Source organism: Stenotrophomonas sp. YJH_SMC_33, from assembly GCF_059372295.1.
In genome coordinates this window covers 102,557-124,383 of record NZ_JCAFVJ010000001.1, presented here as the reverse complement: position 1 = coordinate 124,383, position 21,827 = coordinate 102,557, and the positions used below count along the sequence as shown (strand labels likewise).

Here is a 21,827-nt window from a genome sequence, read left to right as displayed (position 1 = left end):
CCTGGTGGTGTAGAGCAGCCGAGCATGGGCTCGGCGCTACAAGGGGGGGCGATCATCCTGTAGCGCAGCGCCGGCACATACTGCACTCGGCGCTACAACGCGGGGCGTTCGGCCACCAGCAACCAGCTGTTGAACGGCGTGCGCCCATGCAGGGGACGCGGGGGGGTCACCTGTAATCCGGCTTCGACCAGCGTTGCCTGCAGCGCCTGCGGATCCGGGTAATGACGGGGGCGGGTGCCCATCCAGCCGATCAGCCAGGCCAGCCGGTCCGCCACCCGGGTAGTGCGGTCGCGGCCATCGCCGGTAGCGAGCGGCGTGCGCAGCAGCAGGCGGCCACCGCGGGCTACCCGTGCACTGGCCTCACGCAGCAGTGCCTGCTGTGGGCCCGCGTCCAGGTACTGCAGCACATCCAGCAGCAGCACATGCCCGGCCTGCGCCGGCAGCGGCGCCTGCACGTCCAGGCAGTCGAAGCGCACAGCGGGCAGGCCGGTGGCGGCACGCTGGGCGCGGGCGATCTTGCCGGCATCCACGTCCACGCCCAGGTAGGGCTGGGAGCCACCGCGCTGGCGCAGCACGTGGGCGAACAGGCCCAGCCCGCAGCCGAGGTCCAGCACGGGTTGCCCGTCGCCAGGCAGGTGCTGCAGCACGCCGTCATACAGCGGGTCGCTGCCCAGCTTGCTGCGGGTGTAGTAGTAGTCGCGGCGGCTGGCCCAGGCGTGCGCGGGGCGGAATGCCTCGGCGATCGCACGGGCCTGCGGTGCGGCCAGGGGAGTGCAGGGCAGGGGCGGGCCGTTCCGTGGCGTGCCGTCCATCGCCTCAGTCCGTTCCGCCGAGCAGGTGGGCGGCGACCGGCAGCGCGCGCGCGCTCCACAGCGCGTACATCCGTGCTGAAGGGTGCAGGCCGTCGTCGGCGATCATCGCCGGGTTGTCGCCCTGGTCACGGCTGATATCGGTGATGTCGACGAAGGCCACGCCCTGCTGGGTGCTGATCACTTCGGCAGCGGCATTGAACTCGTCGGTCTCGATCTCGATCGCGGCCAGGTCACGGCCGCTGCCGATACCAAACGGGGTTGCACCCCAGTCGGGGAAGGACAGCACCAGCACGCGCCCGGCATCACCGCCGGCGAAGCCGATCGCCCGCTCCAACAAGGCCCGGAACTGGCTGCGGTACTCGTCCAGAGGACGCCCGCGGTACTGGTTGTTGACGCCGATCAGCAGGCTGACGAAATCGAACGGCCCCTGCGGCGCGGCCGCATCGATGCCGGCATCGAGTTCGTCGGTGGTCCAGCCGGTGGTTGCAATGGTCTGCGGATCGGACAGCTCAATGCCCTGCGCACGCAGGGCGGCGGCAAGCTGGTGCGGCCAGCGGCCTTCGACGGCAACCGCTTCTCCGGTGGTGTACGAGTCGCCCAGCGCCAGGTAGGACAACGCCACGGCTCAGGCCACCGAACGGCGCGGCTTCAGCGGCACGACCTTGGTGGCGTCCTCGGCACGGCGGGCCAGCACGCGGTCGATGCGTGCGAACACATCGCGCATGACCGAGGCTTCCGGCAGCAGGGTCACGCGGAAGTGATGGCGGTAAGGCACGTTGAAGCTGGAGCCGGGTACGACCAGCACGCCTTCGTTGTTCATCAGGTCCAGGGCGAAGGTGTGGTCGTCGAAGCCCTTGGCGGCGGCACCGACCACGGCCGGGAACGCGTACAGCGCGCCGGCCGGGGCAACCAGCGAAAGGTGTTCGCTGGCCTCGCAGGCCTCGATCACCGTGCGCCGGGTTTCATACAGACGGCCGCCGGGGGCGCACAGCTCGGAAATGGTGTCCGGGCCGTTCACTGCCGCGTCGATGGCGTACTGGCCCGGCACGTTGGCACACAGGCGCAGCGCGCTCAGCAGGTCCAGCGCGGCGCGGAAATCGCCCAGGCGTGCGTCATCGCCACTGAGGTGCGCCCAGCCCACGCGCCAGCCGCAGGCGCGGTGCACCTTGCTCAGGCCGCTGAAGGTCAGGCACGGATGGTCGCCGGCCAGCGGCGCGACCGGCTGGAACACCGCGTCGTCGTACAGGATCTGGTCGTAGATCTCGTCGACCAGCAGCAACAGGTTGTGGCGGCGCGCGATCTCGACCACGCGCTCCAGCAGTTCGCGCGGGTAGCTGGCGCCGCTGGGGTTGTTCGGGTTGATCAGCACGATGGCGCGGGTGCGCGTGGACACCAGCGTCTCGATCTCGGTCGGGTCGGGCTGGAAGCCGTTTTCCGGCGCGCAGCGGTAGTACACCGGGCGGCCGTCGTTGAGGATGGCCGCGGCCGACCACAGCGGGTAGTCCGGCGAGGGCACCAGCACTTCATCGCCCGGGTTCAACAGCGCCCGCAGCGACAGATCGATCAGTTCGCTCACGCCGTTGCCGACGAACACCCGGTCCGGATGCGCATCGGGCGCACCGCGGCGCGCATAGGCGGCGGCAATGGCTTCGCGTGCGACCGGCAGGCCCTGCTGGTGGGTGTAAGGGTCGGTACGGCCCATGTCATCGGCAATCGCGCGCTGCAGGTGCTCGGGCGCACGGAAACCGAAGTTGCCCGGGTTGCCGATGTTGAGCTTGATCAGCTTGCGGCCCTGCGCCTCCAGTTCCCGGGCTCGCCGCGCCAGTTCTCCGCGGATTTCGTAGCGCACTTCGGAAAGGCGCTCGCGGATGGCCAGGGGCTTGAGCGAGGTGGTGGACATGGGAGCTGGGCCGTCAAAAGGCATGGGGCTTCCATCCTACCGGAATTGCTGCACTGCATGGCAAGGGCTCCGGGCCCGCCATTGCTGGGCTGGCAGGGCGTCGGCACAGGTAGAATGGCCGCGATGACCCAGACCCCCGATTTCATCGCCCTGCAGACCATTGGCTGGCCCTGGCCGGGCCCGGCGCAGCAGGCCGACTGGCAGGCCGCGATGGCCACGCATCCGCAGGCCCGCCCGGCGCGGGTGATCGAGCAGCACCGCACCCACTACGTGGTGGCCGATGGCCCGGATGCGTCGATCAAGGCCGAGTCGCTGCCGGAATGGCAGCGCCCGCGCTTCCCCAGCCACGAGCGGCCGGCGGTGGGTGACTGGGTGCTGCTGGACGGCATCCGCATCGTCGCCCTGCTGCCACGTCGTACCGCGATCAAGCGAGGCGCGGCAGGCGAGCATTACCACCAGCAGGTGATCGCGGCCAACATCGATACGGTGTTCATCGTCTGTGGCCTGGACGCTGACTTCAATCCGCGCCGCATCGAGCGCTACCTGCTGCTGGTCGGCGGTGGCGGTGCCGAACCGGTGGTGGTGCTGACCAAGGCCGACCAGACCGAATACAGCGAGGACGCGCTGGCAGTGCTGGAAGAACTGGAGATGCAGGGCATCGCCTTGCATGCGATCAACGGCCTGGACGCCGACAGCGTGGCGGTGCTGCAACCGTGGCTGGGCCCCGGCCGCACGGTGGTGCTGGTCGGCTCCTCCGGTGCCGGCAAGTCCACGTTGACCAACACGTTGCTCGGCGAGCAGCGGATGAGGACCAACGCGGTGCGTGCCAACGATTCGCGCGGGCGCCACACCACCACGCACCGCGCGCTGATGCCGCTACCGACCGGTGCCTGCCTGATCGACACCCCCGGCATGCGCGAGCTGAAGCCGACCGGTGAAGAGACGCTGTCCGAAGGCGGCTTCGCCGATATCGAAGCGCTGGCCGCACAGTGCCGCTTCAACGACTGCAAGCACCAGCAGGAACCGGGCTGTGCTGTTCGCGCAGCGATCGACGCGGGCGAGATTGAAGAGAGCCGGCTGCTGAACTACTTCAAGCTGAAGGAAGAAGTGGCCGTGGCCGCAGCGAAGCTGGCCGTACGCCAGGCCGAGACCGCGCAGGAACGCGGCGGCAGGAAGGGCAAGGGCCAGCAGTTCCGGCCGGCGGGGAAGCCGCGTAGGCGGTAACAAGGCAGCCGAGCATGGGCTCGGCTCTACAGTTGGTCCGCGGTGGAGTCATTTCATGTAGCGCCCGAGCCGATGCACGGGCGGCGGCGCACCGCGCCGGGCACGGCAGGGCGTTATAGTCCGCGCATGGAACCGACTGCGACGCTGGACCGTGACGTGGCCCACCATGCAGCGCTCGATGCGCGCCTGGTCGAGGCCGTGGGGGGCATCCGCCTGCTGGGCCTGACCAGCTGGCCGGCCACGCTGCAGGCACCGTTCCTGGAAAGCGTGGCGCGCGGCCAGCCGGTGCTGCCGAAGGTGGACTACCCGAGGCTGGATTTCAGCGAGGAGCGCCGCGCGCTGGCCGCGATCGCCGGCGACTGCGATGACAGCCACCCGCTGGGCCACTATGTGCAGCAGTCGGCGCAGAGCTGGGATCTGGCCGCGCAGCTGTTGGAGGGGCTGGGCACTGCGGCAGTCGATACCTGTTCGGTGCAGCTGTTCGGCGCACCCGAGCAGCCGCTGCCGGGCAATGGTCCAAGCACGCGCGACGCAGCGCGCCACTTCATCCAGATCGCTACCGAACTCGATCACGAACTGCTGGCGCCGGAAGAGCAGGTACCGGTCTCGGCCATTGCCCTGCAGCTGCAGCTGCAGAACGATCTGGATGCGTTCTTCGAATCGCGCATCATCCAGGTTCAGCTGGATCCGGAGCTGGTGTCCAAGGCCGCTGCCGGTCCGACCCGCATCCGCCTGCGTACCAGCGCGCGCTTCAGCGCTTACGACCGCGCGCAGCTGTTCCACCATGAAGCGCTGGTGCATTCGCTCACCGCATTGAACGGTCGCGGCCAGCCGGTATTGCCCAGCCTGGCGTTGTCCTCGCCGCGGGTGACGGCCACCCAGGAAGGGCTGGCTACCTTCGCCGAACAGATCACCGGCAGCATCGACATCGAGCGCCTGAAGCGGATCAGCCTGCGCACCGAAGCGATCGCGATGGCACGCGAAGGCGCCGACTTCATCGAAGTGTTCCGCTATTTCTGCGATGCCGGGCAGAACCCGGAGGAGAGTTTCGCCTCGGCACAGCGCGTGTTCCGTGGCGTGCCGCCCAATGGTGGCCTGGCGTTCACCAAGGACACGGTGTACCTGCGCGGGCTGGTGTCGGTGCATACCTTCTTCCGGCACATGCTGGCCGAGGACCGCCTGCAGGTCTGCCGCTGGTTGTTTGCCGGCAAGATGAGCCTGACCGATGCGATTGCGTTCGCGCCACTGTTCGAAGCGGGTGTGCTGAAGCCGCCGCGCTGGCTGCCGCACTGGGTGAGCCGGGCGAACGGGCTGGCCGGGATGCTGGCGTTCTCGCTGTTCGCCAACCGGATACGGATGGACCAGCTGGCGCCGGAATGAAATGCGTTGGCGGGATGATGCGCTGGCGCCTCGATGGATATCGCTGGGCGGCGGTGGGGCACCCTCGCCAGGACACGCCGTAAACCCATCCATGGGGGCTCGATCGGCGCATCCATGCGCCTCACGGTCCTGGCCAGGGTGCGCCACCGCCGCCAGACAGTTTCCCGCGCGGGCGGCAGCACATCACCGCGCCGAAGGGATTGCGCTTGAAAAGCAAAGAGCCGGGCAATGCCCGGCTCTTTGGTTTTGCTCTTCTTTGCCTTCCGCACCGTGGCGCGGGAAACCGTCGAGCAGGGTCGGATGGGCCGGCGCAGGACCGTTGACGCCATGGATGGCGCCATCGAGCCCCCATGGATGGGTTTACGGCGTGTCCTGCGCCGGCCCATCCGGCCCTGCCCCGCGATGATAATCAAGACGCCGCGGAGCAACGCTTTCGACTTAGAACTCCGCCGCCACCGTCATGAACAGCTGCCGCGGCGCGCTCGCATGGATCGCATACCGCGTGCCCTTCGGATCGGTCGGCGCGAACGAACTCAGCTGGCCGGCATAGCGCTTGTTGGTCAGGTTGGTCGCGTTCAACGACACCCGAACGTTGCGCAGGCCCAGGCCCGGGCCGAAGTCGTAGCCTGCACCGGCGTCGAAGGTGGTCACGCCCGGCACCGACTGGTCGTTGGTGTAGGTGTAGTAGCGCTTGCCGGTATACTTGGCACGCAGGCTGGCGAAGAAGCCATCGCGGTTCCAGCTGATCTCGCTGGAGGCCATGCGCTGCGGCGTATCCACCGTGATCTTGCCGGCCACCGGCACGATCGCGCCGCCCGAGGTGTAGTCATCCTCGTAGGTGGTCTTGTTCCAGGACAGCGCGTTGTACCACTGCAGGCCGTCGATCGGCTTGAGGATGAAGGTCAGTTCCGCGCCGTGGCTCTTCACCGAACCGACATTGATGAAGCGCGTTACGCACTCCGGACGCGTGCCGACTTCGATGCTGGAACACGGGTTCAGCGACAGCAGGCGGTTGTCGAACTTCACGTTGTAGGCCGCGATCGAGGCCTGGTACTTCTCGCCGAAGGTACGGAAGCCGGCTTCCAGGCTCTTGGACTTCTCCGGCTCCAGGCCGGCGCTGGCTGCGAACGATTCCGGCGACACCTGCAACGGGCCACCGCTGCCGCCACCGACGAAGGCGGCGATATTCTCGGCGTACGAGGCGAACAGTTCATTGTTGGCGTTGAGCTTGAAGCCCAGGCCCACCTGCGGCAGCACCGACTTCTTGGCGGTCAGCGTGCCCGAAGCGATGCTGGTTTCCACGCCCGGCTGGGCGGTGGCGCGCATGCGGGTGTTCGGGCTCTTGATGCCCACGTCCACGGTCAGCCGTTGGTTCAGGAAGCGCATGCGGTCCTGCACGTAGAACTGGCGCGTGCGGATGTCGAAGTCCTGGTTGAACAGCAGGCGGTCCGGGTTCTTCAGGTACAGGTCGTCCAGGAACGGGCCACTGATGTAGTAGAAGTTGCGCGACACGTTATGGTCGTTCTGCTCGTACCACAGGCCGGCTTCCAGTTCGTGGATGCCCACCGTCCACGACAATGCGGCGGTCAGGCCATCGCGGTTGATCGTGTAGTTGGTGCTGCGGATCGAGATCGGCAGCATCCTGTCGGTGCCCGGGTAGGATGGCTGGCCCGGTGCCCACCAGTGGCCCTGGCCACGGTTGTCGTGGTGGTAGGCCAGCAGCTTCAGGCGGCCCTGCTCGCCCAGGCGAAGGTCGGCATCGACCGAATAGAGGTTGTCGTCGCGCAATGCGCGGCTCTGGTAGTAGGCATCGTCGATGCTGTTGACGCCGCCGCTGAACTTGCAGCGTGCCTTGTTGTAGGTGCCCGGCGCGCAGTACGCAGCGGCCACGGCGCGATCCCAGTCCGGCGCGTAGATGTTCCAATCCCAGCCCAGGCCACGCGCCAGCATGTCCTTGGACAGGTAGGCGTAGTTGGCCTGGCTGGCGCGCGAGGTGGCCACGAACGCACCGAAGCGGTGGTCGCCGACATTCCACACTGCCTTGGCGTTGAACTGGCGGGTGGTCTGGTTCTGGTAGGGCGCGGCCCACATGTCCTGGTCCTGGTGCACGCCGGACACATAGGCCGAGAAGCCGTTGAGGTCGCCGGTATCCACGCGCAGGTAGCCACGGCGCTGGCTGTTGTCGCCGACGGTGACGCTGGCGCGGCCACCGAACTCGGTGGACGGGTCCATCGAGAAGTACTGGATGGTGCCGCCCAGGTTGCTGGTCGAGGCCACGCCCAGCGAACCGATGCCCTGCGACAACTCGGCACCGGCCAGATTCTCGGCGATGATCGCGCGGGCGATGCTCAGGCCGTTGTAGTTGCCGTAGCTGTTGTCGCCCAGCGGGATGCCGTCCAGCGTGTAGCCGAGGCGGCTCTTGTCGAAGCCACGCAGGCTGATGGTCTGCGATTCCTCATTGGCACCGAAGGCATCGTTGGACTGCACCGACACGCCCGGCAGGCGGTCGAGGATCTTCTGGCCACTGGTACCCGGCGGCAGCACCTGCTTGTCGACGGTGGTGATGCGCTGCACCTGGCGGGTCTCGCCCTGGCCGATCACGGAGACGGTGTCCAGCGTCTGCGCGCTCAGCGCGGCATCGGTGCTGGCGCCGGTATCGGCGGCGGTGGCGGCATGGGCGCTGGCGGCGGCGGAGAGCGCGATCGCCACGGCGATCGTCAGGTGTCGGGTCTGCATGGTGGTCCGTTGCATGGGGGGGGGCACCGGCACGCGTGCGCGGTGCATGGCCACTATGCGAGCGGAACATGAAACCTTCTTTACGAAAAACCAACGAACGACGCAGGCCCCCGTGCGTGTCCTGCTACCCGATAGAAAAGGGGCCGGATCCCACTCGCGAACGAAGGTTCACCGCCCCGCGCACTCCGTGGGGAGGGCTCACCCCATGTACAGGCCACCGTTGACCGGATAGTCGGCGCCGGTCACGTACGAGGCTTCATCCGAGGCCAGCCACGCGCACAGGCCGGCCACTTCTTCGGGGCGACCCAAGCGGCGCACCGGCACCGAGGCGGCCAGCCGGTCCAGCACATCCGGCGGGAAGCTGCTGATCGCCTGGCTGGCGATGTAGCCCGGCGACAGCGTGTTGACGGTGACCCCGCGCGACGCAACTTCGGCAGCCAGTGCACGGCTGAAGCCATGCATCGCGGCCTTGGCGGTGGCGTAGTTGACCTGGCCGATCTGGCCCTTGTGGGCGCTGACCGAGCCGATGTTGATGATGCGGCCCCAGCCGCGCGTGGCCATGCCATCGACCACCTGCTTGGTCAGGTTGAACAGCGCGTTGAGGTTGGAAGCGATCACCGCGTTCCAGTCCTCCACCGTCATCTGCCGGAACAGCAGGTCGCGGCTGCCGCCGGAGTTGTTGACCAGTACATCGACCTCACCGACTTCGGCGCGGACCTTGGCGAACGCCGCGCTGGTCGAGGCCCAGTCGGTCGCGTTGCCTTCGGAGGCGATGAAGTCGAAACCCTGTTCGCGCTGCTCGCGCAGCCAGTTGGCCTTGCGCGGCGAGTTCGGCGCGCAGCCGGCAACCACGGTGTGGCCGCTGCGGGCCAGGCTCTGGCAGATGGCAGTGCCGACACTGCCCATTCCACTGGTGACGTAAGCGATTCGAAGCGTCATTGCAGAAGGCTCCTTGGCAAAGGGTCAGGCGGCAAGGGGATACAGGCCGAACAGCAGGCTGCCGATCATCAGCAGCATCGAGATGGCGATGGCCCACTTCAGGGTGAACTTCTGGTGGTCGGCGAATTCGACCTTGGCCAGGCCCACCAGCAGGTAGGTGGACGGCACCAGCGGGCTGAGCAGGTGCACCGGCTGGCCGGCCAGCGAGGCGCGCGCCATTTCCACCGGGGTGATGCCGTAATTGCCGGCGGCCTCGGACAGGATTGGCAGCACGCCGAAGTAGAACGCGTCGTTGGACATGAAGAAGGTGAACGGCATCGACGCCACCGCCGTGATCACCGCCAGGTACGGGCCCCACGATTCCGGAATCACGGCCAGGAAGCTGTGCGACATCGCCTCCACCATGCCGGTGTTGTTGAGGATGCCGGTGAAAATGCCTGCGGCGAAGATCAGTGACACCACCGACAGCACGTTGCCGGCGTGGTTGACCACGCGGCGGCGCTGCTCGGCCAGGTTCGGATAGTTGATCACCAGGGCGATGGCGAAGCCGACCATGAACAGCACCGGCATCGGCAGCACGCCAATGATCAGCGCGGTCATCAGCGCCACGGTCAGTGCCAGGTTCACCCACAGCAGCTTCGGCCGCTTGATGTCTTCGGCATCTTCCACGGTCGGCAGCGCGTTGCTGTCGTCGGACACGCTGTTGTCCATCCAGCTGCCGCCCTTGGGCAGGGTCACAACACCCAGGCGACGGCGTTCCTTCAGGCCCAGGTACCAGGCCAGCAGCAGCACGCCGGCACAGGCGATCACCATCGACGGGATCAGCGGCACGAACACGTCGGCCGGGTCCACGTGCAGCGCGGTGGCCGCGCGTGCGGTCGGGCCGCCCCACGGGGTCAGGTTCATCACGCCGCCGGCAAGGATGGTCACGCAGGTCATGTTCAGCGCGTTCATGCCCAACCGCTGGTACAGCGGCAGCATCGCCGAGACGGTGATCATGTAGGTGGTCGAGCCATCGCCATCGAGCGAGATCAGCATCGCCAGCACCGCGGTGCCAAGCACGATCTTCATCGGGTCGCCCTTGACGAAGCGCAGGATCACCCGCACCAGCGGATCGAACAGGCCGGCGTCGATCATCACCCCGAAGTAGAGGATGGCGAACATCAGCATCACGCCGGTGGGTGCGATCTTCTTGATGCCCTCCAGCATCATCTCGTCGATGCCGGCACCGAAGCCACCGATCAGCGCGAACAGGATGGGGATGGTGATCAGGGCGACGAGCGGCGACAGGCGCTTGCTCATGATCAAGTACATGAACGTAATGACCATGCCAAAGCCGAGGATGCTCAGCATCATCTGCGGACTCCTTGCGAAAACAGGACGTGGGGAGTGGAAGGGGCCCGGGCGGAATGCCCGGAATGTCGGGCCTAGAAGTCGTACTGCAGGCGGCCGGTGACCGCGCGCGTGCGGTCCACCGTCACCCCGGCCAAGCGGTCGCGGTTGCGGCTTTCGATCACGTTGAGCATGAAGCGCAGGTTGTCGCGCAGGTACCAGTTGCCACCCAGCGTCCACGCCTCGGTGCTGCCGCGGCGCAGGTCCGGCGCACCATCGAGATGCTGCGCGCCCCACATCTGGTCGTAGCGCAGCGCCACTTCGAACGCGCCGGCCTTGTGGCGGATGTCCTTCACCCGCGCGAAGCGGCCGGTCTTGCGGTCGTAGGCGCGGCTTTCGCCGGTGACGAACCAGCTGACCATGCCGTAGGCGGCCATCACGTCGCCACGCTGCGCACCGTCATCGAAGGTGGCGCCACTGAACTCGCCCTGCCACGACAGCGGGCCGCGCACCTGGGCGTACTCCAGCGACCACTTGTTGACATCGGTATCGCGGCCGGCGGAGAAGTCCACCAGGGTCAGGCGGCTGTTGTCGGACAGGTGGCCGGCCGGGCGCGGACGGATCTTCAGGCCCGGAACGCCGTTCGCGCCCGGGTTGTCATAGGCCTCGCGGGCCAGCGACAGGCCCAGGTGCAGCACGTCGCCATCGGCGGGCGAGGGCGCCCAGGTGACACGGCCACCCGCAGCACGCCCCTTCACCTGCCAAGCGTCGATGCTTTCCAGGCTGTAGATGCTGGCGGCCCAGGTGAAGTCACCCGGATTGGCCTGCCACGACGCGCCCAGTCGGTACAGCGGCGCCAGCGTGGTGCCGGCATTGCCGCGCTCCAGGAAGCTGCCGTAGTTGGAGCTGGTGCGGTCATCCAGCGAGAAGTACTGCTTGAACTGGCCGACGGTCAGCTTGCCGGCCTTGCCGAAGCTGCGCGCCAGGTACACGTCCTTGGCCTCGACGCGGTCGCCGGAGAAATCGGCTTCCAGCTTGTAGTCGACCACGAAGAACTTGCCGGACACGTCAACCCACGCACGGCGGATTTCGGTGTCGTCCTTGTTCGGGGTGCCCCGGTTGTCATTATCGAAGGTGGCGAAGTCCAGGTGCAGGCGGCCACCCAGGGTGGCGGTGACCGGACGGTCGTCTTCGGCAGCGAAGGCCGGCGCCGACAGGACAGCCAGCGCCATCATGGCGGCAGGACGCCGCCAGGCAAACGTGAATTCCACAAACCCTCCCAGGTGCGCGCCAGGCGCGCGGCAATCGTGGGCACCGGACGGTGCGCGGCCGCAGTCTGGGTCGCCGTAGCTGTCATCGTCCTGTCAGCGGTTTGTGCGGTGCAGCGTAAATGGTCGCCAGGCATGGCCCGGCGGGCGGCCCCGGCGTCATGCGGTAGCATTCGCTTCCCCTCCCACCGTCGTGCCCATGCGCCTGCTGCTGGTCGAAGACAACCCGGATCTGGCCGATGCGATCATCCGTCGCATGCGTCGCAGTGGCCATGCCGTGGACTGGCAGGCCGACGGCCTGGCCGCTGCCAGCGTGCTGCGCTACCAGAGCTTCGACCTGGTGGTGCTGGATATCGGCCTGCCCAAGCTGGACGGCCTGCGCGTGCTGGCCGGCATGCGCGAGCGCGGTGACAGCACGCCGGTGCTGATGCTGACCGCGCGCGATGGCATCGAGGATCGCGTGCAGGCGCTGGATGTGGGCGCCGACGACTACCTGGGCAAGCCCTTTGACTTCCGCGAGTTCGAAGCACGCTGCCGCGTACTGCTGCGGCGCGCGCGTGGGCAGGCCAGCGAAGTGGTGCAGATTGGCGGCTTCCAGTTCGACAACGCTGCGCACCGGGTCAGCCTCGACGGGGAGCCGATCGAACTGCCCAATCGCGAGTACCGCCTGCTGGAGATCCTGGTCGGCCGTCTTGGTCAGGTGGTCGGCAAGGACGAGATCGGCAACGGCCTGTTCGGTTTCGATGACGAAGCGGGCCCGAATGCCATCGAGTTGTATGTTGGCCGCCTGAGAAAGAAGCTGGCGGGCGCACCGCTGCGCATCACCACGGTGCGCGGTGTCGGCTACCTGCTGGAAGCCAGCGATGGCAGCGCCGACGCCGATGGCTGACGCACGCGCTGCGAACGCCGCACCGGGTTCGCTGCGGCGCACGCTGCTGCTCTACCTCGGCGCGCTGCTGGCGGTATTCGCGGTGGCGCTGCTGTTCGCCGCGCGCGACTATGGCCAGCGTGCGGCAAACCGTTCCTACGATCACCTGCTGGTGTCTTCGGCGCTGTCCATCGCCGATTCGGTGGCGCTGGTCGACGGCCAGTGGCAGGTCGATCTTCCCTATGCGGCGCTGGACCTCCTGGCGATGGCCCCGGAAGACCGCGTGTTCTATCGGGTGGCCGACAGCCGCGGCAACCTGATCACAGGTTATGGCGATCTGCCGTCGCCGCCGCGCCGTCCGGGCACGCAGCCGCAACTGTTTGATGCGGCGTACAGCGGCGAGACCGTGCGCTTCGTGGTGGTCGGCCGCAGTTTCGCCGCGGCCTCGGCGCAGGGCGAGGTGCAGGTGCAGGTGGGCCAGACCCGGCGTGCGCGCGAAGCCGTCGCGCAGGACATGGTCAATCGCGCACTGCTGGCGATCGGCGTGCTGTCCGGCCTGCTGCTGGCGCTGGTGGCGTTTGGCGTGCACCGCGCGTTCCGCCCACTGGTGCGGGTGGAACGCGAGCTGTCGCGCCGCGAACCGTCCGACCTGAAGCCCCTCGACGCGCGCGTGCCGCGCGAGATGGACCAGATGGTGGCGGCGTTGAACCGCTTCATGGAACGCCTGTCCAGCAGCAACGAGACACTGCGCGCATTCATGGCCGAGGCCGCGCACCAGATGCGCACGCCGTTGGCTGCCCTGCGCGCGCAGGCACAGCTTGCGCTGGACGACGACGACCCCGAAGACATGCGGCGCAGCCTGCAGGCGATCGAGCGCAATGCCACCCACATGAGCCGGTTGCTGAACCAGCTGCTCAGCGATGCCAGCGTGATCCATCGTTCGCATCTGCAGCGCTTTGCAGCGGTGGACCTGGCCGAGACCGTGCACCAGGCCCTGCATGAAGCGCTGCCGCAGGCCGGTCCGGCGCCGCGCGTGCAGTTGGCGATGACCGCCGAACCGGCACTGGTGCACGGCGATGCGCTGCTGCTGCGCGAGGCGATCAAGAACCTGGTCGACAACGCACTGAAGTACGGCGGTGACGGCGACCTGCAGATTGCCCTTACCGTGGAAGGCGAGCAGGCCGTGCTGACCATCGCCGACCACGGCGCAGGCATCGCCCCGGCCGATGCCGAGCGCGTATTCGAGCGTTTCGCACGTGGCGAAGGCGCGCCCTCAGGTGGTGCCGGGCTGGGCCTGGCCATCGTCAAGCGCGTGGTCGACAGCCATGGCGGCCGCATTGACCTGAGCAACCGCCCGCAGGGCGGGCTGGTCGCCACCATCCGCCTGCCACGGAGCAGTCCATGATCCGCCTGTTCGCTGCTGCCGTTGCCTTGCTGCTGGCCCTGCCGGTACTGGCCGCGCCCGGCGACGTACGCCGTTTCCCGGCCCAGGCAAAGGCCACTGCGCAGCTGCGCATTCACGGCACCACCGACATCGAAGTGTTCGCGGTGGTGATCGCCGATTACCAGCGCCTGCATCCCGGCACCGAGGTGGTGTACGAGGACATCATCACCCAGGACCTGTACGCGCGTTACCTGCACGACCGCGCCGGACCGGCATCGCCGGACCTGCTGATCTCCAGCGGCATGGATCTGCAGACCAAGCTGGTCAACGATGGCCACGCGCTGCCACACCGTTCGGCGCAGACCGCCGCACTGCCGGCCTGGGCACAGTGGCGCAACGAGGCGTTCGGTATCAGCTACGAGCCGGTGGTGATGGTCTACAACACCCGCATGCTGCCGGCCGCGAAGGTGCCGCACACGCGTCGGCAGCTGCTGGACCGGCTGCGCGCCGAGGGAGCACCGCTGCGCGGCAGGGTCGGCACCTATGACATCGAGCGCAGCAGCGTCGGCTACCTGCTGTCTACCCAAGATGCGCAGCGTGGCAGCATCGCCGGTGCGTTGCTGGGCGCGCTGGGTGACAACGACGTGGTGCGCGAGGAGCGCACCGGCGTGCTGCTGGACAAGCTGGCCAGCGGACAGCTGTCGCTGGTCTACAACGTGCTCGGCTCCTACGCGCAGGCGCGCGTCGATGCGGGTGCCCCGCTCGGCATTGTGGAGCCCGAGGACTACACGCTGGTGGTGCTGCGTACCGCAGTGATCCCGCGTACCGGCCCACACCCGGAAGAAGCCCGGCGCTTCCTCGACTACCTGCTGTCGCCACGCGGCCAGCAGGTGCTGTCGCGCGAGGCACGGCTGATGCCGATCGTGACCGGCAACGCGCGCGGCGATGATGCGCCGGGCCGCAGCCGCCGCCCGATCCAGCTCGGCCCGGGCCTGCTGGTGTACCTGGACGCGCTCAAGCGTCGCCAGTTCCTCGATGCCTGGCGCAGCAGCGTCGAGCCGGCCGGGCGCTGAGGCGGCGACCTGCCCGTACAATGGCGGCATGAGCGAATACACCATCCTGATCGCCGATGACCACCCGCTGCTGCGTTCGGCGGTGGTGCAGTCGTTGCGGCAGAGCCTGCCGCTGGCGCAGGTGCGCGAAGTCGCCAGCGCCGAGGCATTGGCCGAAGCGCTGGATGCCCACCCGGATGTGGACCTGGTGCTGCTGGACCTGACCATGCCCGGCGCGCACGGTTTCTCCGCGCTGCTGCACGTGCGCGGCTCGCATCCGGACATTCCGGTGGTGATCCTCTCCTCCAACGACCATCCGCGGGTGATCCGTCGTGCCCAGCAGTTCGGCGCGGCGGGTTTCATTCCAAAGTCTGCTCCGGCCGAGACCATCGGCGAGGCGGTGCAGGCGGTGCTCGATGGTGGCCTGTGGTTCCCGGCGATGGCCGCCGAACGCTCCGAGGCCGACGCACTGCTGGCCAGCCGCCTGGCCCAGCTGACCCCGCAGCAGTTCCGTGTGCTGCTGTGCCTGGCCGATGGCCTGCTCAACAAGCAGATCGCCTACACGCTGGGGTTGGCCGAGAACACGGTGAAGGTACATGTCACTGCGATCCTGAAGAAGCTCGAATGCCACAGCCGCACACAGGCAGCGGTACTGGTGAAGGCGCTGGAGCCTGAGGGCGACGCCGGCATCGGGTTGTAGTTTCCAGCCAACGGCGCAGCCCCTCGTGGGTGGACACGTAGAGCAGTTCATGGGTGAGGCCGGGCAGGTGGACTGCGCAGGGGCCGCTGCAAGTACGTCCATGTAAGCTCGGTCGCCGCATCCATGCGGCTCACGCCCCTGCGCAGCCCACCTGCCCGGCCACGGACACGTTCCGTGCGCGTCCACCCGCGGAAGAGAAAAGAAGATCAAAAGCAAAGACAGCCTGACAGGCTGCTTTTTGTAGAGCCGAGCCCACGCTCGGCTGCTTTCTGGACGGTCCGTGAAGCCGAGCATGGGCTCGGCTCTACACGAGCAAGCGCAGCGCGCGACCCGCTTTTGATCTTATTTTCTTCTTCGTGGGTGCAGGCCACCGAAATCTGTCGGAGGGCGGTCGGGTTGGGTGCGCGGGGGTGTCAGCCGCATGGATGCGGCTGCCAAGTCTCCAGGGACGGATTCACGGCGTCCCCCGCGCACCCAGCCCGACCGGCCCACCCACGGCTTTTGCTTTCCACGACCAACCAGACACCAACCACGAGGGGCTGCGCCGTTGGCTGGAAACTACCCGCGATGCCGGATCAGCAACTGACTCATCAGCGCCCGCAGCGCCGGCGGCTTCACCGGCTTGGCCATCATTCCCCAACCGCGTTCGGCAGCCATCTCACGCAATCCCGCATCGCGCTCGGCGGTGACCAGCACCACCGGCGGACGGGCCTGCCACAGCTCTGCCAATGTCTCGTACAGCACCGGGCCATGGTGGTCACCCATGCGCACATCCAGCAGCACCAGCTCTGGCACCGCGCCTGTTGCCGCCAGCTGCAGCGCCGCCTGCGGGCCGTCGGCCAGCGCCACCTCGCAGCCCCAGCGCTCCAGCAGCGCGCGGCTGGCGGCGCAGACGTGCGGATCGTCGTCGATCACCCACACCCGGCGACCGCGAAGCGGGTTGTCCGCGGCCGGTTCCTGCATCAGCACCGGCACAGGAGCAGTAGCGGGAATCGCGCTGGCTTCGCCGAACGGCACGCCCACCGCGAACACGCTGCCCTGGCCCAGCTGCGAGCGCAGGCGGATCGGGTGGCCGAGCAGCCGACCGATGCGGTCGACGATCGCCAGGCCAAGGCCGGCGCCGCGCTGCTGGCCGTCGTGCAGGCGGCGGAACTCCTCGAAGATCTCGCCCTGCAGCGCATCGGGAATGCCGGGGCCCTGGTCGTGAACTTCGATCCACAGCAGGCCTTCGCGGCGACGGCAGCCGAGCAGCACGCGGCCACGTTCGCTGTAGCGCAGTGCGTTGGACAGGAAGTTCTGCAGGATGCGGCGCAGCAGCGCTTCATCGCTGACCACCACCGCAGCGGTATCGACCCAGTCGACCACCAGCCCACGTGACTGCGCGGCGATGCCGAACTCGCGTGCCAGCGTCTGCAGCAAAGGCCCGAGCCGGAACGCCTGTACGCGCGTGGGCAGGCTGCCCGATTCCAGGCGCGCGATATCCAGCAGGCTGTTGAGGATCGCATCCTGCGCGGCCAATGCAGCATCGATGTGGTCGCTGGTCTGTTGCTGCGCCGGGTCACTCAGCTTGCCGCGCAGCACCGAGACGAACATGCGCGCCGCGTTGAGGGGCTGCAGCAGGTCGTGCACGGCCGAGGCAACGAAACGGGTCTTGTAGCGGTTGGCCTGCTCGGCTTCGCGGCGTGCTTCGTCCAGGTCGCAGGTGCGTTCGGCGATGCGGTGTTCCAGCGCATCGGCCAGGGAGCGCAGTTCGCGCGCGGCGTTCTTGTAGCTGGTGATGTCGGCATAGCTGGTGACGAAGCCGCCGTCAGGCAGCGGATTGCCACGGATCTCCAGCACCGTGCCGTCGTCCTTCTCGCTCTCGCGCATGTGCGGGCGGCCGCTGCGCAGGTGGTTCAGGCGACGCTCGATTGCTTCATCGACGGGGCCCGGACCGAGCAGGCCACGGCGTGCGTTGAAGCGGAACAACTCCTCGATCGGCCGGCCCACGCGGACCAGGTCTGCCGGGAACCGGAACAGTTCCAGATAGCGCGAATTCCACGCGACCAGGCGCAGTTCGCGGTCGATCACCACCACGCCCTGCGGCAGGTGTTCGAGGCTGCGGCTGAGTCCGCTGTCGGCGTCGGTGGCCGCCTGCAGCAGGCCATCCTGTGCGGTGCGCAGTTCCTGTGCATGCTGCTTGAGCAGGGTTTCCAGTTCGCGGCGGCTGCGCAGGCGATGCTTGGCCAGGCGTCGGCGCTGCTGCACGAACAGCACCAGGAAGCCCAGCGCCAGCCACGCGGCACCGCCGGTGAGTGCGGCCGCGCGGCCGGCGGCGGTGGCGGCGCCGGCGTCGTGCAGCAGATGCAGGTTCCAGCCTTCGGCGGGCAGCGGCAGGCTTTGCCACAGCATCGGCTGCGGCAGTACGGGATCGAGCAGGCGCACCATGCGGCCACCATCGGCAAGCACGTCTTCAGTACGCGCGCGCAATGGCTGCAACGCGCGGTCGGCGTATTGGCGGGCGTCCAGCATTTCGCGGCGCTCATCGGCGCCCAGCGGGCGCAGCAGGCGGTAGCGCCAGCTGTCACGGTTGGCCAGGAACACCACGTCATGGTCGTCGCTGGCCAGCACCACGTCCGGGCTGCTCAACCATTCCTGTTCCAGCGCCGACAGCTCGACCTTGATCACCACCACGCCGAGCCGCTTGCCACCTTCCTCGATGGCCTGCGACAGGTAGTAGCCGGGTACGCCGGTGGTCATGCCGATGCCGTAGAAGCGGCCGCGGCCCTGCGCCAGTGCCTGCCGGTAGTAGGGGCGGTAGCTGTAGTTCTCGCCGACGTTGCTGGTCGGCTGGTCCCAGTTGCTGGCCGCCACTGCCACGCCGTCGTGGCCGACCAGGGTCAGGGTCGAGGCACGGGTGACTTCATTGGCGCGTTGCAGCTTGAGGTTCAGCCGCTGCTGTTCGGTGGGCGAGGGCGGCACACGCAGGGCGTGCAGCAGATCCGGATCCAGCGCCAGTACCTGCGGCAACGTGCCGAAGCGGTCGATGCGCTGCTGCAGGCCCTGGCCGTACAGCTGCAGCTGGCGTTGCACCTGGCTGCTTTCCTCGCCGAGGGCGCGCCGCCAGGCGTAGTGGCCGGCGGCGACCGCACACAGCACGGTGCCACCGACCATCACCAGGAGGGTCAGCAACAGCATCCGGTGGCGGCTGAGCCGGTACATGGCGGCAGTCTACGCAGGGCCGGCGGGCGTGACGTGCACGCCCGCCGGGGTCTGACGTGGAAGGGGTCAGAAGTGCATCTGCGCGCGCAGTTCGAAGATCTCCGGCGTGCTGTGCACACCGCGACGGCTGGCGTCGACCTTCACATAGTTGGCCTGGAACTTGAAGTGGCTGGTCAGGTACCAGTTCGCGCCCAGGGTCAGGTCGTGCTGGCGGCCACCAAGGATGCTGCCATCGTCGAGGTCCAAGCGGCTGTAACGGGCCACCAGTTCCACCGCGCCGTAGTCGTGCGCCGGCTTGATGTTGGCCACGGCACCTGCGTTGTACGGGCGCGACTCGCCGGTCAGCACCCAGCTGGCCATCGCGTACTGGCCGCTGCCGGTGTAGTCGGGCTTGCCGTCATGGCGGGTGACCGTGGCACGCAGGGCTTCGGCCTGCAGCGAGAACGGACCGCGGATCCAGATGCCTTCCAGGCCGGTGCGGCGGATCTGGTCGGCGGTGACCAGCGCGCCGGAATCGACATAGCGGATGTCGGTCAGGCCGGCTTCCGGGCGTGCACGCAAGCGCGCGCTGGCCTCGTGGTGCACGTCACGGCCATCGCTGTAGCCGCGCGGATTCTCCTGCGAATAGGCCAGGCCCAGGTGAATCACGTCACCCGGCGCCTTCACCGGGGTCCACACCGCACGCACGGCCTGGGTGGTGCCGGGGTTGTCACCCTGCAGGTCCTTGCCGCCATAGGCGCCGGCCTGCAGCAGGTACTGCGGGCGCTCCAGCACCCATTCCACGCCGGTGCGGCGGCCGGCGTAGAAGGCCTGCACGGGCAGCGCGGTTTCCAGGAAGCTGCCGGCGCGCGAAGAGGTGTTCGCGTCCAGGCCGACCGGGGTCTTCATGTAGCCGAAGCGGAAGCGGCCGATGTCGCGGCCGAAGAAGGCCTTGCTTTCAAAGCGCACGAACACGTCCAGCCAGGTATCGGACTGGAAGTCGTAGTAGACCATCGCGTCGTAAACGCCCTTCTTCTTCAGCGTCGCACCGAACTCCTTGCGACGCACCGCGTCGTCATCCTCCAGGCCACTGCCCGAGGAGAAATCGTTGTAGTCGTAGGCGATGTTGGCGGTAGCGGCCAGTTCGGTGCCGTCGCCGAAGGCGTACTTGGTCGGCCAGTTGTCGAAATCGGCGGCCGAGGCGAAGGCGGGAAGGGCGGCCAGCGACAGGGCCAGCAAGGTGGGATTCGGGCGCATGTTGGGTGCGGCTCTCTCGGATTGCGTGTGGACAGGACAACAACGGCCGCAGGGGCCGAAACTTTCGCAAGGACGCGCCCGGCCGTTCAGCCCGGGCCACCGGCCTTCCCGTGTCTGGGCGGTGTGGCGCCAGTGTAGGCACCTGCGCCACCTGAACCGGGGGGCTAGTACCAATAGGTTATCTGCGCCGACGTGCCCAGCGCGTACAAAGGCGTCCATTGGTCGCACCTCCTGCGCGTGCAGCACAGGGCGATCAGTTTCCACGGTAGCGGTTCCCGTGCAGTCCCGGGGCCGTACGTGCCTGAAAACGCCCCTTCCGGAGTCCGCCATGCACATCCCGACCGCAGCCCCGGCGCCTGCAAAGCCGTTGCCGATCTATCGCCAGCTGTACTTCCAGGTGATCGTGGCGATCGTCCTCGGCGCCATCCTCGGCCACTACGAACCGTTGGTGGGCGAAAAGATGAAGCCGCTGGGCGATGCCTTCATCAACCTGGTGAAGATGATCATCGCACCGGTGATCTTCCTGACCATCGTCACCGGCATCGCCGGCATGACCCACCTGCGCACGGTGGGCCGGGTGTTTGCCAAGGCGATGGCGTACTTCCTGTTCTTCTCCACGCTGGCGCTGATCGTCGGCATGATCGTGGCGCACGTGGTGCAGCCCGGCGCCGGCATGAACATCAACCCGGCCGAGCTGGACCAGACCGCGGTGCACAGCTACGTCGAAAAGTCGCATGACCTGACCCTGGTCGGCTTCCTGATGGACATCATCCCGAAGACGCTGGTGAGCGCCTTCGTCGATGGCAACATCCTGCAGGTGTTGTTCATCGCGGTGCTGTTCGGCATCGCGCTGGCCTCGGTGGGCGAGAAAGGCAGGCCGATCGTGAACTTCCTGGAGGCGCTGGTCGCCCCGGTGTTCAAGCTGGTGCACATCCTGATGAAGGCCGCCCCGATCGGTGCCTTCGGCGCGATCGCCTTCACCATCGGCAAGTATGGCGTCGGCTCACTGATCAACCTGGCCTGGCTGGTGGGCTCGTTCTACCTCACCGCCTTCCTGTTCGTGGCGGTGATCCTGGGCCTGGTCTGCCGACTGTGTGGCTTCTCGGTGTTCAAGCTGGCGCGCTACCTGAAGGCCGAGCTGCTGCTGGTGCTGGGCACCTCTTCGTCGGAGTCGGCGCTGCCGTCGCTGATGGAGAAGATGGAACGCGCCGGCTGCAGCAAGTCGGTGGTGGGCCTGGTGGTCCCGACCGGCTACTCGTTCAACCTGGACGGCACCAACATCTACATGACCCTGGCGGCACTGTTCATCGCCCAGGCCACCAACACCGAACTGACCCTGGGACACCAGATCGCCCTGCTGCTGGTCGCGATGCTCAGCTCCAAGGGCGCGGCCGGTGTCACCGGCGCCGGTTTCATCACCCTGGCCGCCACCCTGGCCGTGGTGCCGGAGGTGCCGGTGGCCGGCATGGCGCTGATCCTGGGCGTGGACCGCTTCATGAGCGAATGCCGCTCGCTGACCAATTTCATCGGCAATGCGGTGGCCACCGTGGTGGTCTCGCGCTGGGAAGGTGCGCTGGACCGCAACCGCCTGCAGCTGGCGCTGGACGGCCGCGAGAGCGAACTGCCGCCGCCGGTCGATGCGCTGCCCGAGGCGCTGCCGGCCAAGGGCTGATCCAGGTGTGTGGTACCGCGGGGCCGGCCACGACAGTGGTACGGCCCCGCGGCGTTTCAAGGCGTCCCATGACTGTCATGGGCAACGCCGATGCTGGTCTGGGGCCCCGCCGCATACGGCACG

Annotated in this window: 16 protein-coding genes; 7 read left to right on the top strand and 9 right to left on the bottom strand. The window is 67.7% G+C overall.

The window, feature by feature from the left end:
- Positions 1-92: 92 nt before the first annotated feature.
- Genes AC5P9W_RS00545 through AC5P9W_RS00535 form a run of 3 tightly spaced genes read right to left on the bottom strand, consistent with a single transcriptional unit; the run spans position 93 to position 2,712 of the window.
- Positions 93-812, bottom strand: a complete 720-nt coding sequence (locus tag AC5P9W_RS00545; protein WP_021203924.1) for a class I SAM-dependent methyltransferase — start codon at positions 810-812, stop codon at positions 93-95.
- Positions 813-816: 4 nt separating this feature from the next.
- Positions 817-1,434 (bottom strand): SGNH/GDSL hydrolase family protein, encoded by a 618-nt coding sequence (locus AC5P9W_RS00540; protein WP_111104241.1) that lies wholly within the window; start codon positions 1,432-1,434, stop codon positions 817-819.
- A gap of 3 nt (positions 1,435-1,437) precedes the next feature.
- A complete protein-coding gene (locus AC5P9W_RS00535) occupies positions 1,438-2,712 on the bottom strand; it encodes a pyridoxal phosphate-dependent aminotransferase (RefSeq protein WP_495218627.1) in 1,275 nt (424 codons plus the stop codon).
- Positions 2,713-2,826: 114 nt separating this feature from the next.
- Here AC5P9W_RS00535 and rsgA point away from each other — a divergent pair, with 114 nt between their 5' ends.
- Both rsgA and AC5P9W_RS00525 read left to right on the top strand, forming a co-directional pair.
- The gene (rsgA, locus tag AC5P9W_RS00530) at positions 2,827-3,936 is read left to right on the top strand and encodes a ribosome small subunit-dependent GTPase A (protein ID WP_021203922.1); all 1,110 of its coding nucleotides are present in this window, start codon (positions 2,827-2,829) and stop codon (positions 3,934-3,936) included.
- A gap of 126 nt (positions 3,937-4,062) precedes the next feature.
- A complete protein-coding gene (locus AC5P9W_RS00525; RefSeq protein WP_329858896.1) occupies positions 4,063-5,316 on the top strand; it encodes a flavohemoglobin expression-modulating QEGLA motif protein in 1,254 nt (417 codons plus the stop codon).
- A gap of 438 nt (positions 5,317-5,754) precedes the next feature.
- Here the strand turns inward: AC5P9W_RS00525 and AC5P9W_RS00520 are convergent, their stop codons facing one another.
- The 4 genes from AC5P9W_RS00520 to AC5P9W_RS00505 form a co-directional block, all read right to left on the bottom strand.
- Entirely contained in the window at positions 5,755-8,052 is a 2,298-nt protein-coding gene (locus AC5P9W_RS00520; protein WP_495218624.1) for a TonB-dependent receptor, read from the bottom strand.
- Between the two features lie 198 nt (positions 8,053-8,250).
- On the bottom strand, positions 8,251-8,991 hold the full coding sequence (gene phbB / locus AC5P9W_RS00515) for an acetoacetyl-CoA reductase (protein WP_005419193.1): 741 nt from the start codon (positions 8,989-8,991) through the stop codon (positions 8,251-8,253).
- A gap of 24 nt (positions 8,992-9,015) precedes the next feature.
- A complete protein-coding gene (locus AC5P9W_RS00510) occupies positions 9,016-10,344 on the bottom strand; it encodes a CitMHS family transporter (protein ID WP_029550722.1) in 1,329 nt (442 codons plus the stop codon).
- 74 nt (positions 10,345-10,418) lie between these two features.
- The gene (locus tag AC5P9W_RS00505) at positions 10,419-11,558 is read right to left on the bottom strand and encodes an OprO/OprP family phosphate-selective porin (RefSeq protein ID WP_111098059.1); all 1,140 of its coding nucleotides are present in this window, start codon (positions 11,556-11,558) and stop codon (positions 10,419-10,421) included.
- Positions 11,559-11,790: 232 nt separating this feature from the next.
- Here AC5P9W_RS00505 and AC5P9W_RS00500 point away from each other — a divergent pair, with 232 nt between their 5' ends.
- Genes AC5P9W_RS00500 through AC5P9W_RS00485 form a run of 4 tightly spaced genes read left to right on the top strand, consistent with a single transcriptional unit; the run spans position 11,791 to position 15,595 of the window.
- Positions 11,791-12,480, top strand: coding sequence for a response regulator transcription factor (locus AC5P9W_RS00500; RefSeq protein WP_019662067.1), 690 nt, complete (start codon positions 11,791-11,793; stop codon positions 12,478-12,480).
- Entirely contained in the window at positions 12,473-13,864 is a 1,392-nt protein-coding gene (locus AC5P9W_RS00495) for a sensor histidine kinase (RefSeq protein ID WP_031270791.1), read from the top strand. Before AC5P9W_RS00500 ends, AC5P9W_RS00495 begins: the two co-directional genes overlap by 8 nt.
- Positions 13,861-14,916 (top strand): ABC transporter substrate-binding protein, encoded by a 1,056-nt coding sequence (locus AC5P9W_RS00490; RefSeq protein ID WP_495218623.1) that lies wholly within the window; start codon positions 13,861-13,863, stop codon positions 14,914-14,916. The genes AC5P9W_RS00495 and AC5P9W_RS00490 overlap by 4 nt, the downstream gene beginning before the upstream one ends.
- Positions 14,917-14,944: 28 nt before the next feature.
- Positions 14,945-15,595: a response regulator gene (locus AC5P9W_RS00485; protein WP_005414428.1), complete on the top strand. Its 651-nt coding sequence runs from the start codon at positions 14,945-14,947 to the stop codon at positions 15,593-15,595.
- Between the two features lie 558 nt (positions 15,596-16,153).
- Here the strand turns inward: AC5P9W_RS00485 and AC5P9W_RS00480 are convergent.
- Both AC5P9W_RS00480 and AC5P9W_RS00475 read right to left on the bottom strand, forming a co-directional pair.
- Positions 16,154-18,796, bottom strand: coding sequence for a hybrid sensor histidine kinase/response regulator (locus tag AC5P9W_RS00480; protein WP_495218621.1), 2,643 nt, complete (start codon positions 18,794-18,796; stop codon positions 16,154-16,156).
- A gap of 66 nt (positions 18,797-18,862) precedes the next feature.
- Positions 18,863-20,032: an OprO/OprP family phosphate-selective porin gene (locus tag AC5P9W_RS00475; RefSeq protein WP_111098062.1), complete on the bottom strand. Its 1,170-nt coding sequence runs from the start codon at positions 20,030-20,032 to the stop codon at positions 18,863-18,865.
- Positions 20,033-20,360: 328 nt separating this feature from the next.
- Between AC5P9W_RS00475 and AC5P9W_RS00470 the strand changes: the two genes are divergently transcribed.
- Entirely contained in the window at positions 20,361-21,704 is a 1,344-nt protein-coding gene (locus tag AC5P9W_RS00470) for a dicarboxylate/amino acid:cation symporter (RefSeq protein WP_021204354.1), read from the top strand.
- Positions 21,705-21,827: the final 123 nt, after the last annotated feature.

Coding starts and splice junctions, on each gene's coding strand:
- AC5P9W_RS00545 (WP_021203924.1), bottom strand. CDS start 812: ATGGACGGCACGCCACGGAACGGCCCGCCCCTGCCCTGCACTCCCCTG.
- AC5P9W_RS00535 (WP_495218627.1), bottom strand. CDS start 2,712: ATGTCCACCACCTCGCTCAAGCCCCTGGCCATCCGCGAGCGCCTTTCC.
- rsgA (WP_021203922.1), top strand. CDS start 2,827: ATGGCCGCGATGACCCAGACCCCCGATTTCATCGCCCTGCAGACCATT.
- AC5P9W_RS00525 (WP_329858896.1), top strand. CDS start 4,063: ATGGAACCGACTGCGACGCTGGACCGTGACGTGGCCCACCATGCAGCG.
- AC5P9W_RS00520 (WP_495218624.1), bottom strand. CDS start 8,052: ATGCAGACCCGACACCTGACGATCGCCGTGGCGATCGCGCTCTCCGCC.
- phbB (WP_005419193.1), bottom strand. CDS start 8,991: ATGACGCTTCGAATCGCTTACGTCACCAGTGGAATGGGCAGTGTCGGC.
- AC5P9W_RS00510 (WP_029550722.1), bottom strand. CDS start 10,344: ATGCTGAGCATCCTCGGCTTTGGCATGGTCATTACGTTCATGTACTTG.
- AC5P9W_RS00505 (WP_111098059.1), bottom strand. CDS start 11,558: ATGATGGCGCTGGCTGTCCTGTCGGCGCCGGCCTTCGCTGCCGAAGAC.
- AC5P9W_RS00500 (WP_019662067.1), top strand. CDS start 11,791: ATGCGCCTGCTGCTGGTCGAAGACAACCCGGATCTGGCCGATGCGATC.
- AC5P9W_RS00495 (WP_031270791.1), top strand. CDS start 12,473: ATGGCTGACGCACGCGCTGCGAACGCCGCACCGGGTTCGCTGCGGCGC.
- AC5P9W_RS00490 (WP_495218623.1), top strand. CDS start 13,861: ATGATCCGCCTGTTCGCTGCTGCCGTTGCCTTGCTGCTGGCCCTGCCG.
- AC5P9W_RS00485 (WP_005414428.1), top strand. CDS start 14,945: ATGAGCGAATACACCATCCTGATCGCCGATGACCACCCGCTGCTGCGT.
- AC5P9W_RS00480 (WP_495218621.1), bottom strand. CDS start 18,796: ATGTACCGGCTCAGCCGCCACCGGATGCTGTTGCTGACCCTCCTGGTG.
- AC5P9W_RS00475 (WP_111098062.1), bottom strand. CDS start 20,032: ATGCGCCCGAATCCCACCTTGCTGGCCCTGTCGCTGGCCGCCCTTCCC.
- AC5P9W_RS00470 (WP_021204354.1), top strand. CDS start 20,361: ATGCACATCCCGACCGCAGCCCCGGCGCCTGCAAAGCCGTTGCCGATC.